This is a genomic window from Rhodococcus sp. (in: high G+C Gram-positive bacteria), from assembly GCF_049299235.1.
Lineage (GTDB): Bacteria > Actinomycetota > Actinomycetes > Mycobacteriales > Mycobacteriaceae > Rhodococcus.
The window spans coordinates 1-13,092 of sequence record NZ_JBAQXC010000310.1 but is presented as its reverse complement, the minus strand read 5'-3'; the positions used below and the strand labels follow the sequence as shown (position 1 = coordinate 13,092).

The window sequence follows — 13,092 nt, the reverse complement described above, 5'->3', positions numbered from 1 at the left end:
GGTGATCGTCGCACCATGACTGCAGGAGGACGTGTGCTCGATTCCGACGGTGGTCTCGGACGGTCCGAGGCGGCTGCGGTGACCATCCTGTTGATCGAAGACGACCCGGGAGACGCCGTCCTCGTGGAGGAGATGGCGTCCGACGCCGTCGTCGAGTTCGTCATCACCTGGGCTCGTTCGCTCGACGAAGCCCATACCTGCCTCGGCGAAGCACTGCCCGACTGCATCGTCCTCGATCTGAACCTTCCGGATGCGCACGGACTGGACGCGCTCGGAGCCGTGCAGCGGTACGCCGCCGGCGTGCCGGTGATCGTGATGACGGGCCTGGCCGAGGAGCAGGCCGGGCTCACTGCCGTGGCCGAAGGCGCCCAGGACTATCTCGTCAAAGGTGTCGTCGACGGGGAACTGCTCACCCGGTCGGTGCGCTACGCGATCGAACGTAAACGCGCCGAACACGCGGCCGCCGCGCTGCGAGCGAGCGAGCAGCGTTCCCGTGAGAATGCCCGGCTCGAGCGTGGCCTGCTTCCGGTGCCGCTGCTGCGCGGCGAGAGTGTGGATGTGGTGACCCGGTACCGGACCGGCCGGACGGGCGGCCTGCTGGGCGGCGACTTCTACGATGTCGTCGAAGGCGGCGACGGTACCGTCCACGTGTTGATCGGCGATGTCTGCGGGCACGGCGCCGACGAGGCCGCACTCGGCGTCGGATTGCGAATCGCTTGGCGCACACTGGTTCTCAGCGGCGTCGACGCGGAGACTGCGATGAGTACGCTCGAGCAGGTGCTCATCGCCGAACGACCCCGATCGCACGTGTTCGCCACCGTGACCAGTGTGGTCCTCGCCGCGGACCACCGCTCGATCGAGGTCGTGCGGGCCGGCCATCCGGGAATTCTGCTGCGCACGCCGAGCGAGGTGCAGTGGCTCGAGGTGCCGGGCGGCCCCGCCCTCGGCCTGCGTAGGCAGAGCGGAACCTGGCAGAAGACCACCCTCGAGGTCGACGAGCGGACCGCGCTCGTGCTGTTCACCGACGGATTGTTCGAGGCGCGGATCGACGAGTCGGACCGATTGGGCGAGGAGGGACTGCTGGCCTATGCGCGCTCCCTCGGCAGTGCGTGCAACGGAGAAAAATTCGTCGACTCCCTGATCGTCCATGTGGAGGCGCTCGCCGCACCGCACGACGGTCTCAGCGACGACGTCGCGGTCCTTCATGTGCAGTGGTCCCGGAGATGACGGCGCAGACTCCGGCGGCCCGCGGCCGCAGCAAATTGACCGTGCAGGGCTGGTTCAATCTGGTCCTGGCGATCATGACGCTGCTCGTCGTCATCGGCGCCGCGGCCGGTGCCACAGCGCTCTCGGCGAATTCCCGGGTGACGGACAGTCTCACGGAGGGCCTGATGCCCGCCCGCTCGGCCGCCTACCAACTGCAGGCCGCGCTGGTCAACCAGGAGACCGGGGTGCGCGGATACGCACTCACCCGGGACGCTTCGTTCCTCGACCCGTATCGCGACGGCGTGCAGACCGAGGAGCAGTCGGCCAGCCGGATCCAGGATCTGCTCGACGACCACCCCGATCTGCTCGCCGACCTCGACGCCGTCGAGCGGGCGGCACAGCGCTGGCGGTCCGGCTTCGCCGATCCCCTCCTCGAGGGCAGAGCTCCCGATCAGGCGTTCTACGACGGCGGCAAGATTCTGTTCGACGACGTCCGCGCCGGATTCGACCAGCAGAATCTGCGCCTGACCGAGGCGGTGAGTAACGCACTGACGCAGATCGATCACATGCGTACGATTCGCAACACCGTGTTCGCGATCCTCGCGCTCGTGCTGGTGATCGCCGCCGCCTTCTTCGCCGTGCTGGTGCGCATTGCGGTCACCGAGCCGATCGCCCGGCTGTCCGCGTCCTCGCGTCGCGTAGCGCAGGGCGAATTCGAACATCGGGTCGACGCCGGCCGCGGACCAGCCGACATCCGTTCCCTCGCCACCGACATCGAGGATATGCGTCGGCGCATCGTCGCAGAACTGGACGTGGTCCGCGACCGGCAGCGGCAACTCGAGGCGCAGACCCGCGACCTCGATGCGACGGCGGAGGAGTTGCGACGATCCAATGCCGATCTCGAACAGTTCGCATACGTCGCGTCCCACGATCTGCAGGAGCCACTGCGCAAGGTCGCGTCGTTCTGTCAGTTGCTCGAGAAACGCTACGGCGACGAACTCGACGATCGGGGACGCCAATACATCGACTTCGCGGTCGACGGCGCACGCCGCATGCAGGCACTGATCAACGACCTACTGGCCTTTTCTCGGGTCGGGCGGGTCGGCAGCAAATTCGAGCGGATCCCGCTGGACCGTCCGCTGGACAAGGCACTGGCAAACCTCGGCTCCGTGATCGAGGAATCCGGCGCCCGGATCGAGCGGCCCGACGGGCTCCCCGAGATCGACGGGGACGCAACACTGCTGTCGATGCTCTGGCAGAACCTCATCGGCAACGCCCTCAAGTTCACCCGGCCCGACACCGAGCCACTGGTCACCATCACCGTCGACCGGACCGACGACCAGTGGCGGATATGCGTACAGGACAACGGAATCGGAGTTCCCGAAGAATTCTCGGAGAAGATCTTCGTCATTTTCCAGCGACTGCACGCACGTGAGGCTTACTCGGGCACCGGAATCGGACTTGCCTTGTGCAAGAAGATCGTCGAATACCACGGTGGAGACATCGGCCTCGATCCGGATTCCGGCGTCGGCGCCCGCTTCTGCTTCACCCTGCCCGCCGTCCGGCCCACAGTAGACGCCCAGCTCACAGAAGGAACGACACCGTGAACCCTGCAGCCCATGCCATCGACGTCCTGCTCGTCGAGGACGATGCGGGAGACGTCCTGATGACCCAGGAAGCCTTCGAATTCAACAAGGTCGGCAATACCCTGCACGTGGTGCGCGACGGCGAGCAGGCACTGGAGTTCTTGTACCGGAAGGGCGAATTCGCCGACGCGATCCGCCCCGACCTGATCCTGCTGGACCTCAACCTGCCCAAGTACGACGGACGGCAGGTGCTCGAGAAGATCAAGTCCGACCCGGACCTCGCGGACATTCCGGTCGTCATCCTCACGACGTCTGCCGCCGAAGAGGACATTCTCAGAAGTTATAAACTCCACGCGAATGCCTACGTCACGAAGCCGGTCGATCTGGACCAGTTCATCGCGGCGGTACGGCAGATCGACACCTTCTTCGTCCAGGTGGTGCGCCTACCGGGACGTTGAGTCGACTCGCTTCGAGCGGCGCTATCCGTTCAGCTTCCGGAAACTGCGCTCCCCGGCACGGTCGACCGCCGCTTTGACGAGAGCGAACACCGCGCCCTGCACCGCGGCGGCGAACAGCACCTCACGGTTCGATACGGACAGATCCTTGGGGTCGGGCGGTGTTTCACCCGCCCCGAGACGCGTCCACAACTGGCGGAACGCCATTCCGGCCAGCACCCCGCCGAGCACACCGGTCGCCGTGGACAGCGTCTTGTACATGATTTTTCGAACTGGCCTGGCCATCGTTGTTCATCTCCTGTCGAGTCCGGCCCGGGGGCGGCTCCGCCGAGCCCGATGCCGATGAAGTAGCGGGGTCTTACTGTTCGTCGGTCAGCCGAGACCTCAAGTCCGCCAACGTGCGGGCCAGCAAGCGGGACACGTGCACCTGGGAGACACCGATCTCGCGGGCGATGTCCGACTGGCTTCTCTCTTCGAAGAACCGCATCATCAGGATGCGCCGCTCGCGCTCGGGTACCCGTTCGAGCAGCGGTCGGAGCAGGAGGTAACGCTCGGATTTCGCGAGCTCGCTGTCCTCCTCGCCGAGCGTGTCCGCGAGCGTTGCACCCGAACCGTCGCCGGATATGTCGAGCGGAGTGTCCAGGGAGGCAGGCTGATGCGCACTGCGGGCGGCGAGGGTCTCGATCACCTCGCCGGTCTCGGCGCCGATCTCGGCCGCGATCTCCGCCGCCGTCGGCGACCTGCCCAACCGCTGCGCCAGATCGTCGGTGACCTTGTTGATGGATACGGTCAGATCCTTGAGTCGACGCGGCACATGCGTAGACCAGGCGTGGTCTCGGAAGTAGCGCCGGATCTCACCCATGATGGTGGGGACCGCGTACGCGACGAACCCTCGACCCTTCTCCGGGTCGTACCGGTCGATCGCGTGCAGCAATCCCACATAGGCGACCTGGTTCAGATCGTCCATGTCCTCCCCGCGCCCCGCGAAGCGCCGGGCGATGTTCTGCGCCAACGGCATCGCCGTGGTGACGATCTGCGAGTGGAGGGCGGTGGCCCGGTCGGAACCGGCGGGGCAGCGGCGGTGCACAGCGAGCAGCACCGACAGTTGTTCCTCGTCGATCCTGCCGGTGTTCGCCGGACTGGTCCTGCCGGACCGTGAATCGAGTTCGGAAAGGGTCATGCCGGCATCCCGATGCTCAGTTCGACCCTCGCCTCCGTTGTCTGCCCGTCCGGAGCAAGCACTTCGCTCGCAGCGATGGTGTCCGCAAGTACCTCCAGGATTCGCCATTCGAGACTGTCGGGCGCGGGCCCCCACGGTCCGGTCGTCGTCGCGGTAACCTCGACGCGAAGCACGCCGCCGCCGGTGTGGAACCGGCAGGTGATCTCGGTCGCGGGCACGGCCACCTCGATGAGGAGCGTGCAGATCTGGTCGACCGCCAACTTCAGATCCGAGACCTGATCGAGTGTGCATCCGCCGTGCATCGCCACCACTTCGGTGAGCATGCGGATGACCGGGAGCTCCCCCATCAGCGCCGGCACCGACAGCGTTGTTGGAGTCACAGTCGTGGGAGTCGCGCGCGCGGTCGCCGGGTAGCCACCCGGATCGGACGCTGCCGGACTCGAAGGAATTGTCGTCGACATCAAGATTCCTCCTGCTGTTGCACGTCCGGTAGAGACGCGTGGTCCGTTCCATATTTCCACTGCATGTAGATGCGGGTTCCTTCGTCATCCGTTTCGATCCGCACATCGTCGCTGCAGGCGCGCATCAATCGCACTCCACGTCCACGGCGCGCACGGCTGTTGTCCACTTCGGGCTTCCACGATCCTCGATCGACCACAGATACCGACAGCACGCCGTCGTCCACATGGTCGACTACCCGGAGATCCACGGTCCCGTCCGCCTCCGACGGATAGGCATGCTCGGCGGCGTTGGCCAAAGCCTCGTACGTCGCCAGCAGCACATCGCCGGTGGTGTCCGCCGGCAGCCCGATCTCGCCGGCGAACTGCGCCAGCCGATGCCGTATGGAAGTCAGTGCGGTCAGATCGGCACGCATTCCGTCGAGGAAGAGACTTCGATCGCGGCCGCTGGTAGGCCGCACCGGCAGCATCGATGCAATCACTCTTCCCTGCTCGTTCATACGGTCGATAGGGCAGCTTCGACAGTCGGGAAGATCTCGAGCGCGTCGGCCAACCCCACCAGCTTCATCGGTCGTGCAGTGGCAGGCCCGTCCGCGACAACCAGGAAACGAGTCTTGCCTGCGAGTTCGTCCGCGGTGCGCATGAGCACCGCAAGTCCCGCCGAGGAAAGAAACTGGACGCCGAGGAGATCGACCACCAGCACGGCGTCGCCGCACATCGCCGCGACCTCGGTCAGCTTCTGTTCGAACTCCGGAGCGGTCACCACGTCGATCTCACCGCCGGTGTGCAGTACCGCGACGCCTTCGGCGAAGTGGACGTCCATCGTCACCGGAGAAGGTTGAGACATCTGTTCAGGATCCGTTACATCCACGTGGTCGTTCCTCCTGTTCGCTGCGTGTGCGGTTGCCCGCTCGCCCCCGCGGCGTCACCGCGCGCGTACGAGATCCCGTACCACGCGTATACACCCTTGACCGATCTTCTGACTACCGATCTTCGGGCTGCCGTCCACGGCGCGCTACCCTGCCTGGCCTGCATTGTTCGTCGATCTCCGTCCCTTGGGGTGCTCCCCGGATACCCAGGAATGCTCCCGGATACCCATCGCCCGTGTCGTTCATTCCTCCGCGGGCCCACAGTGACGCAGGTCTCATCAGTGACGCAGGTTTCACAGTGATGCAGGTTTCACAGTGATGCAGGTTTCACCGTCACGGGCAGGCAGGTGTGACCAGATCGTAGATGCGTTCGGCCTGCTCGGGAGACGGCTGCGCTTCCCCGTTGGCAGCCAACATCACGATCCTCTCGGTGACCTGTTCTTCACTGACCCCGCTGGCGAGGTCGTTGCACGAGGCGATGACGATGTCCTCGATGCTCGCGTCGTCCCTGTCTTCGGACAGATCCGAATAGCCCGTGCGGAACGCGACGACGAATGCTGCCAGCTTGGTCTGATCGAACCGCCCCAACTGGTCCGAGGACGTGACCGAGGTCGTGGTCGTGGTCGTCTCCTCGCTCGTCGTGGGCTGCGACTCGACGGTCTCGGTGGTGGTGACGGTGACCGATTCGGATCCTGAGTCGTCGTCGCTGCACGCGGCCAGCGATAGGACTGCCCCGGACGCAACCAGTGCGGCGGCAATGATCTTCTTCATCGAGCTTCCTCCTCGGATAGGTACGGGGTACATACCCATAGGTCGGGCATCTCAACCACCGGCCGACGGCAATTCTCGGGCGGACATTCGTGCGGTGCCTTACCCTCGTTCACCCACTTCAAACCCGGTTTCGACGGGTTGACATCCGCGCAACGAATGCCATAGAAGTATTCACCAGTTCGAACGTGCGAATTAATTCCCCCTCGAGCCGGAGGTTTGGCAATGACCCAGAACATCAGGCGCAGCAATCGTATCGGCAATTACCCGAATCCTCGTCTACGGCCGGTCGACAGCGAATGGGAATGGCAGTTGAATGCCGCCTGCCGCGGAAAAGATTCGGAATTGTTCTACGCGTCGCCCGGAGAACCTCGGAACGGCCGGCGCAAACGTGAGATCGCGGCGAAGACCGTGTGCATGAGTTGCCCGGTGCGGGTGGCCTGCCTGAAGCATGCTCTCGCCATCCGGGAACCGTACGGTGTGTGGGGTGGGCTGTCCGAAACCGAGCGCCGTGCACTGCGGCAGGTCTCTGCCTAGCCGGACGGTCACGAACACAACCGATTTCCCGGTGTGCGACTCCCTGGTGTGAACCCGCGGCGGGCGGGGTATTCGATTCGGCAAGAGAGCAGGAACGCCTGGTACGGCGCGTCACCGCGTTGTACACGTGGCGACGGCTCCGCCGACATCACCTCCGCCGACATTACCTCTGCCGACATCACCGACCGGCACCGACCGGCACCGAAAGGGGAATCGAGTTGGACACCCATACAGGCAACTCGTCGAAAACGGTCCGTCCGCAACCTTCTGTGGCCACCGCAGGCCATCCGTTCGGTTTTCTCGGGACGCTGGCCCTCGTCGGCGTCGGTGCCACCGGAATTCCGTCTGCCCTGCTGACCCAATCTGCGCCTCTCGGTATCCTCGTCGCCCTCGCCACTGCCGCGTGCATCTTCATGGCGTCGATGATGATCACTGCCTGAACCCGCACCCGGCCGGACAACCCTGCGCAGCAAGGTATATCACCGTCCACTCGGGGTATATCGACAATCGGTTCCGAGAAATTCATCGGCGGGACACAGCTAGCGAAACAAGGAGAATCACACCATGTTGCCCATGAGTATCATCGCCTGGATCATCATCGGCGGCTTGGCCGGCTGGATCGGTTCGAAACTGATGGGGACCGACGCACAGCAGGGCATCCTGCTCAACATTGTCGTCGGTGTCATCGGCGGCTTGATCGGCGGCTGGGTCTTCGGTCTCTTCGGCGTCGACGTCGAGAGCGCCGGCTGGTTCTTCAGCTTCCTGACCTGCCTGGCGGGTGCCTGCATCCTGCTGTTCCTCGTCAAACTCGTCACCGGCCGCAGCAGAACCTGACCGGGTGTTTCGCGGTGACAACGAAGGTGGGCACCGCTGCGGCGCCCACCTTCACCGCGTCCGATTCGTCATTTTCCCGGTCTGCTCCTGGGCGCACGGCTAACGTCGTGGTCATGCCTGCGGATGTCACGGCCCCACCGGCCGTATCCTCCCGCCTCCCTGCCACCGGCGCAGGGGGGCGATTCTCTTCTGTTCCGCATGTGGCCGGAACGACTCTCGGTGTCTTCGCCGTGCTGGTGGCGTTGTGGTCGATCTCGCCGACGTTGCGGTATTGGATCCATGTACCCCGCGAATACATCGACACCTACTATTTCGACTCACCGGACACCAGCCTCTCGTACGCGCTGGTTCTCGGTCTGCTCGCGGCGGCACTGGCCGGACGTAAACGCATCGCCTGGTGGATCCTGACCGTCTATCTGATCGCCTTCGCGATGGTCAACGCGCTCGTCGCGGTCACCGACCGTGACCCCGCCGCGGCTGTCGCACTCGTCGTGCATGTCGCCGTCGTCGCGATCCTCATCGCCGCATACCCGCAGTTCTACACGCGGGTCCGGCGCGGAGCGGTATGGAAAGCACTCGGGGTGCTCGTCGCCGGACTCGCATTCGCAACCCTGATCGGCTGGGGTCTGGTCGAACTGTTTCCCGGCTCGCTACCGGGCGACGAACGACTGCTGTGGTCGTTCAACCGGGTGACCGCACTGACCGCTCTCGACAACGACCAATTCAGTGGTCGCCCACACGGTTTCGTCAACACCCTGCTCGGACTGCTCGGCGCTCTCGCGGTGCTCGCCGCGGTCGTCGTGCTGTTCCGCTCGCAGCGTTCGGCGAACGCGCTCACCGGCAGCGACGAATCCGCGATCCGCGGTCTGCTCGACCGCGACGGCGACGACTCGCTCGGCTACTTCGCGACCCGCCGCGACAAAGCGGTCGTGTTCGCCCCGAGTGGGAAGGCAGCGGTCACCTACCGGGTGGAGGTCGGCGTATGCCTGGCCAGCGGCGATCCCATCGGCAACCCGGAGGCGTGGCCGCACGCGATCGACGAATGGCTCGCTCTGGCCCGCGGTTACGGCTGGGCGCCCGCGGTGATGGGAGCCGGCGAAGCCGGTGCCACGGCATACCGTCGGGCCGGGCTGTCGGTACTCGAACTCGGCGACGAAGCGATCCTGCGCACGGCCGAGTTCACGCTCGCAGGCCGGGAGATGCGCCCGGTCCGTCAAGCGGTGAACCGGGCCCGGAAACAGGGTGTGACGGTACAGATCCGGCGACACCGCGACCTGACCGGCGACGAGATGGCCGAGGCGATCAGGCTGTCGGACGAGTGGCGCGACACCGAAACCGAACGTGGCTTCTCCATGGCGCTCGGCCGGCTCGGCGATTCGCTCGACGGGAACTGCCTGCTCGTCGAAGCGCGGGCGAACGGCGAGGTCGTCGGGCTGTTGTCGCTGGTGCCCTGGGGCACCGACGGTGCCTCGCTGGATCTGATGCGACGCAACCCGACTGCACCGAACGGTGTGGTGGAGACGATGGTTTCGGAGCTCGCCACCCACGGCGCCGAGTTCGGCGTCTCCCGGATCTCGTTGAACTTCGCGGTGTTCCGGTCGGTGTTCGAGGAGGGTTCGCGCATCGGGGCCGGCCCGATCCTGCGCCTGTGGCGGTCGATCCTGCTGTTCTTCTCGCGCTGGTGGCAACTCGAGGCGCTGTACCGTTCCAACCTCAAATATCACCCCCACTGGGCTCCCCGATACTTGTGTTTCCGTGAGAACCGTGAACTTCCTCGCGTGGGTATCGCGTCCGCAATCGCCGAAGGCTTCCTGACCGCACCCAGCATCGGCCGACGAAAAGCCGCCCATCACACCGGAACCCACGATCATGCCCCCGACTCGCTCGTCGATTCCGGAATGTTGCACGAGGACGGCAGCGCCCCCACCGACACGGACATCGCGGTCGACACCACCGGGAGCATTCCCGTCGGGCTCCGCCGACCCGAACAGGTGCGGGTACGGATGGCGAAGCTGACACAGCTCGCCGATGCGGGTGTCGATCCGTATCCGGTGGCGGTGCGCCCCACCCACACCGTGATCGCTGCGCACGACGCACCGGCCGGAACCGCGGTCCGTATCGCCGGTCGGCTGCTGCGCATCCGCGATTTCGGTGGTGTGCTGTTCGCGGTGCTGCGGGACTGGTCCGGGGACGTTCAACTTCTCGTCGATCGAAGCGCCGTGAACGGCCGGCGTTTCGCATTCGATCTCGGCGACCTCGTCGAAGTGACCGGAACGATGGGACACAGCCGCAGCGGCGACATCGCACTGCTGGTCGACGACTGGCGTCTCGACGGCAAGTGCCTGCACCCGCTGCCCGACAAGTGGCGGGGTCTCGTCGATCCCGAGGCGCGGGTGCGGCAACGTTACGTCGACCTCGCGATCAACCCCGAGGCGCGCCGGCTGCTCGTCGCACGCAGCGCCGTCGTCCGGTCCCTCCGTGATCAACTCGGAGCGCGCGGCTACCTCGAGGTCGAGACTCCGATCCTCCAGTCGGTGCACGGCGGGGCCAACGCCGCCCCGTTCGTCACTCACATCAACGCCTACGATCTGGACCTGTATCTGAGGATCGCTCCGGAGTTGTATCTCAAACGGCTGTGCGTCGCGGGCATGGAGAAGGTCTTCGAAATCGGCCGGGTGTTCCGGAACGAGGGCGCCGATTTCAAGCACAACCCCGAGTTCACAATCCTGGAGGCGTACGAAGCGCACAGCGACTACGAGCAGATGCTGGTGATGGCCCGCGAACTCGTTCAGCATGCCGCGGTCGCCGCGCACGGTCGCGAGATCCTGATCCGGCCCGGCCCGGACGGGAAGCCGGTGGAAGTCGACATCTCCGGCGAGTGGCCGGTCACAACCTTCCACGGCGCGATCTCCACGGCGCTCGGTGTCGAGGTCGACGCGAGTACACCGGTGGACGAACTGCGCCGACTGTGTGACGACCGAGAGATCCCCTACAACCCGGCGTGGGATGCCGGCGCGACCGCTCAGGAAATGTACGAACATCTCGTCGAGTCACGCACCGAGTTCCCGACGTTCTACACCGACTTTCCGACGTCGGCGTCGCCGCTGACCCGGCCGCACCCGACGAAGCCGGGGGTCGCCGCCAAATGGGATCTCGTCGCGTGGGGGATCGAACTGGGGACCGCCTACAGCGAATTGACCGACCCGATCGATCAGCGGGCACGGTTGACCGAACAGTCACTGCTCGCGGCGGTCGGCGACGAGGAAGCGATGGAACTGGACGAGGACTTCCTGCAGGCCCTCGAACACGCGATGCCCCCCACCGGCGGGCTGGGGATGGGTGTGGACCGCATCGTCATGCTCATCACCGGCGGCAGCATCCGCGAGTCGCTGGCGTTCCCGCTCGCCAAACCACGCGGACCCAAACCACGCGAATACTGACGCGGGCCGTGATCGGTTCGGTGTTTCACGTGGAACACCGCAACCCACCGAACGAGCGCCCGGCGCTCATGGCACCGAGTCGGTGCGACAGTTGATTCTGTCCGTCGGGCAGATCGTCGATCTCGCCGAATGAGACTGTGATGTCGACCACTGAATTCCGCTGCACCTCGCCCGCGAGCTTGCCCCCGAATCGTTCGCGCGGATCCGCGCGGGCCTGCTGCCCGACTTCCTCGACGAGGATGCAGTCCGTGCCCGCGCCCGCTCCGGAATCGACCGGATCGTCGCCGACTGCGCACACGAGGACACCGTCGCCGACTGCGCACACGGCAGCGTCGTCAACATAGTGTTACAGGACATTTTGGACCTGGACCGACCGCTCGCGTTCCCTTCGAGTACACGTCGGCAACCCGTGTCCTCGTCTCGCGCAACGGTACCCGGCGCACAGCGAAGATCAGCGAGACCGGGCACGGGCGCGATCTACTGCACACTCGACCGAAAGTGACGAGCATCATATGCCCACGAAAGTGGGTTTTACGAGGTCATCGAACGGGACATACCGTTCGTATGTACAACAGTCATTGTCGTCCTGTATAACGGGCACCTGTATGCCGAAGGGTGCGCTCATCCCGCCTACCCCGAGTCGCATCACCGGGAAGGACGACGCAACCACAATGGGGCAACGAAAGAGCCAGTCCCTCGATCTGATGAACTGGCGCCTGTCGTACAAACTCGCCGTCGTACTCGTGATTCCACTACTCGCGGCAATCGCACTCGGCGCCTTGCGCGTGTCGGCACAGGTCGACGAAACACGCCGATTCAGTTCGCTGTCGGAGCAGATGGAAGTCATCCCGGCGCTGCTGGACTTCTCCAACGTCGTCGTCAGCCAGTCGACCGCGGCCAGCCTCGGGCTCGACACTTCCCCCATCACCCCCGAGATGATCGACTCGGCGATCGCCAGGGCCCGCAATCTCGCCAGCGAGGGTGACCTCGATCCCGCAGTCAACGAGAACCTGGGCGCACTTCTCGACGACGGCCTGACGCTCTACAACTCGATCCAGGGCGGCACCATGTCCCGTGCCGAACTGAAGACGCGCACGGTCGACTTCCTGACACGATGCGCGGCGACTTACCGTGCGCTGCTCGACCTCACCGAGAACACCGAGGTTCTGAACGACGGCACGAACACGCTCAACGCATGGAATGCGCAGCGGCCCATGCTCGACCAGATGACCGCACTCGGCGTCTTCGCGACGAATCCGGACGCCGGCCAGATGCTTGCTCTCGACGCGCTGGATCTCGAGCAGTCCACGCTCGGCCTGCTGCGCGGCAGCTCCGTCGACACCGGTCAGATCGACGGCATGATGGCCAGTATCGACAAGCGGCGCAACCTGATCACGAACTTCGTCCCGACCCCGGCAGCCGGCGAAGAGGTGCGCTCCACGATGGTCGCCTCGGCCCAGCCGTATCTGGACCTCATCGCGGTGACAACCGACCGCATGACCGCGACGCTGGACCGGCTGACGTCGGAGGCCCGGTCCGCGGCCATCCGCGACAGCATCATCGTCGTCACGATGCTCGCGGTCACCCTCGTCATCGTGCTCCTCGTCGGTCGCACCCTCACCGTGCCGATGCGCCGTCTGCGCGATGGTGTGCTCGGTGCCGCGAACCACGAACTGCCCGCAGCCATCGCCGCCGTCAAGGACGGCGCCGACGTCACCACCGTCGAACTCGCACCGATCGACGTGCACACCACCGAAGA

The 13,092-nt window shown here is 65.2% G+C and carries 14 protein-coding genes and 1 pseudogene; 8 read left to right on the top strand and 7 right to left on the bottom strand.

What is annotated here, in order from left to right:
- Nucleotides 1–15: 15 nt before the first annotated feature.
- From WAX14_RS18950 to WAX14_RS18940, 3 genes are read left to right on the top strand one after another with little or no spacing between them, the layout of a single operon-like run.
- Nucleotides 16–1,227, top strand: coding sequence for a PP2C family protein-serine/threonine phosphatase (locus WAX14_RS18950; protein WP_422629594.1), 1,212 nt, complete (start codon nucleotides 16–18; stop codon nucleotides 1,225–1,227).
- Nucleotides 1,224–2,813, top strand: a complete 1,590-nt coding sequence (locus WAX14_RS18945) for a sensor histidine kinase (protein ID WP_422629593.1) — start codon at nucleotides 1,224–1,226, stop codon at nucleotides 2,811–2,813. Before WAX14_RS18950 ends, WAX14_RS18945 begins: the two co-directional genes overlap by 4 nt.
- Complete coding sequence (locus tag WAX14_RS18940) at nucleotides 2,810–3,250, top strand: response regulator (RefSeq protein ID WP_422629592.1); 441 nt, start codon at nucleotides 2,810–2,812, stop codon at nucleotides 3,248–3,250. Before WAX14_RS18945 ends, WAX14_RS18940 begins: the two co-directional genes overlap by 4 nt.
- 21 nt (nucleotides 3,251–3,271) lie before the next feature.
- Here the strand turns inward: WAX14_RS18940 and WAX14_RS18935 are convergent, their stop codons facing one another.
- The 6 genes from WAX14_RS18935 to WAX14_RS18910 all read right to left on the bottom strand — a co-directional run bounded on the left by WAX14_RS18935 (nucleotide 3,272) and on the right by WAX14_RS18910 (nucleotide 6,525).
- On the bottom strand, nucleotides 3,272–3,532 hold the full coding sequence (locus WAX14_RS18935; RefSeq protein WP_422629591.1) for a DUF4235 domain-containing protein: 261 nt from the start codon (nucleotides 3,530–3,532) through the stop codon (nucleotides 3,272–3,274).
- 73 nt (nucleotides 3,533–3,605) lie between these two features.
- Nucleotides 3,606–4,427 carry a SigB/SigF/SigG family RNA polymerase sigma factor gene (locus WAX14_RS18930; protein ID WP_422629590.1) on the bottom strand — a complete coding sequence of 274 codons (822 nt, stop codon included), beginning with the start codon at nucleotides 4,425–4,427 and terminating at the stop codon, nucleotides 3,606–3,608.
- Nucleotides 4,424–4,807 (bottom strand): anti-sigma factor, encoded by a 384-nt coding sequence (locus tag WAX14_RS18925; RefSeq protein ID WP_422629589.1) that lies wholly within the window; start codon nucleotides 4,805–4,807, stop codon nucleotides 4,424–4,426. Before WAX14_RS18925 ends, WAX14_RS18930 begins: the two co-directional genes overlap by 4 nt.
- Before the next feature lie 80 nt (nucleotides 4,808–4,887).
- Nucleotides 4,888–5,385 carry an ATP-binding protein gene (locus tag WAX14_RS18920; protein ID WP_422629588.1) on the bottom strand — a complete coding sequence of 166 codons (498 nt, stop codon included), beginning with the start codon at nucleotides 5,383–5,385 and terminating at the stop codon, nucleotides 4,888–4,890.
- Nucleotides 5,382–5,732, bottom strand: coding sequence for an anti-sigma factor antagonist (locus WAX14_RS18915; RefSeq protein WP_422629587.1), 351 nt, complete (start codon nucleotides 5,730–5,732; stop codon nucleotides 5,382–5,384). The genes WAX14_RS18920 and WAX14_RS18915 overlap by 4 nt, the downstream gene beginning before the upstream one ends.
- Nucleotides 5,733–6,087: 355 nt before the next feature.
- On the bottom strand, nucleotides 6,088–6,525 hold the full coding sequence (locus WAX14_RS18910) for a hypothetical protein (protein WP_422629586.1): 438 nt from the start codon (nucleotides 6,523–6,525) through the stop codon (nucleotides 6,088–6,090).
- Between the two features lie 222 nt (nucleotides 6,526–6,747).
- On the opposite strand from WAX14_RS18910, the gene WAX14_RS18905 reads away from it, so the two are divergent.
- The 4 genes from WAX14_RS18905 (at nucleotide 6,748) to lysX (ending at nucleotide 11,333) form a co-directional block, all read left to right on the top strand.
- Nucleotides 6,748–7,059, top strand: coding sequence for a WhiB family transcriptional regulator (locus WAX14_RS18905; protein ID WP_422629585.1), 312 nt, complete (start codon nucleotides 6,748–6,750; stop codon nucleotides 7,057–7,059).
- A gap of 218 nt (nucleotides 7,060–7,277) precedes the next feature.
- On the top strand, nucleotides 7,278–7,499 hold the full coding sequence (locus WAX14_RS18900; RefSeq protein WP_422629584.1) for a hypothetical protein: 222 nt from the start codon (nucleotides 7,278–7,280) through the stop codon (nucleotides 7,497–7,499).
- Between the two features lie 124 nt (nucleotides 7,500–7,623).
- The gene (locus WAX14_RS18895; protein WP_422629583.1) at nucleotides 7,624–7,893 is read left to right on the top strand and encodes a GlsB/YeaQ/YmgE family stress response membrane protein; all 270 of its coding nucleotides are present in this window, start codon (nucleotides 7,624–7,626) and stop codon (nucleotides 7,891–7,893) included.
- 113 nt (nucleotides 7,894–8,006) lie between these two features.
- Entirely contained in the window at nucleotides 8,007–11,333 is a 3,327-nt protein-coding gene (gene lysX, locus WAX14_RS18890) for a bifunctional lysylphosphatidylglycerol synthetase/lysine--tRNA ligase LysX (RefSeq protein ID WP_422629582.1), read from the top strand.
- Nucleotides 11,334–11,358: 25 nt separating this feature from the next.
- Here the strand turns inward: lysX and WAX14_RS18885 are convergent, their stop codons facing one another.
- Nucleotides 11,359–11,658 carry a hypothetical protein gene (locus tag WAX14_RS18885; RefSeq protein WP_422629581.1) on the bottom strand — a complete coding sequence of 100 codons (300 nt, stop codon included), beginning with the start codon at nucleotides 11,656–11,658 and terminating at the stop codon, nucleotides 11,359–11,361.
- 280 nt (nucleotides 11,659–11,938) lie between these two features.
- On the opposite strand from WAX14_RS18885, the pseudogene WAX14_RS18880 reads away from it, so the two are divergent.
- A pseudogene (locus tag WAX14_RS18880) lies at nucleotides 11,939–13,092 on the top strand (ATP-binding protein); the annotation flags it as partial.

What these genes read in the sequence shown, in the direction of transcription:
- WAX14_RS18950 (WP_422629594.1), top strand. Translation starts at nt 16, where the DNA reads ATGACTGCAGGAGGACGTGTGCTCGATTCCGACGGTGGTCTCGGACGG.
- WAX14_RS18945 (WP_422629593.1), top strand. Translation starts at nt 1,224, where the DNA reads ATGACGGCGCAGACTCCGGCGGCCCGCGGCCGCAGCAAATTGACCGTG.
- WAX14_RS18935 (WP_422629591.1), bottom strand. Translation starts at nt 3,532, where the DNA reads ATGGCCAGGCCAGTTCGAAAAATCATGTACAAGACGCTGTCCACGGCG.
- WAX14_RS18930 (WP_422629590.1), bottom strand. Translation starts at nt 4,427, where the DNA reads ATGACCCTTTCCGAACTCGATTCACGGTCCGGCAGGACCAGTCCGGCG.
- WAX14_RS18920 (WP_422629588.1), bottom strand. Translation starts at nt 5,385, where the DNA reads ATGAACGAGCAGGGAAGAGTGATTGCATCGATGCTGCCGGTGCGGCCT.
- WAX14_RS18915 (WP_422629587.1), bottom strand. Translation starts at nt 5,732, where the DNA reads ATGTCTCAACCTTCTCCGGTGACGATGGACGTCCACTTCGCCGAAGGC.
- WAX14_RS18910 (WP_422629586.1), bottom strand. Translation starts at nt 6,525, where the DNA reads ATGAAGAAGATCATTGCCGCCGCACTGGTTGCGTCCGGGGCAGTCCTA.
- WAX14_RS18905 (WP_422629585.1), top strand. Translation starts at nt 6,748, where the DNA reads ATGACCCAGAACATCAGGCGCAGCAATCGTATCGGCAATTACCCGAAT.
- WAX14_RS18895 (WP_422629583.1), top strand. Translation starts at nt 7,624, where the DNA reads ATGTTGCCCATGAGTATCATCGCCTGGATCATCATCGGCGGCTTGGCC.
- lysX (WP_422629582.1), top strand. Translation starts at nt 8,007, where the DNA reads ATGCCTGCGGATGTCACGGCCCCACCGGCCGTATCCTCCCGCCTCCCT.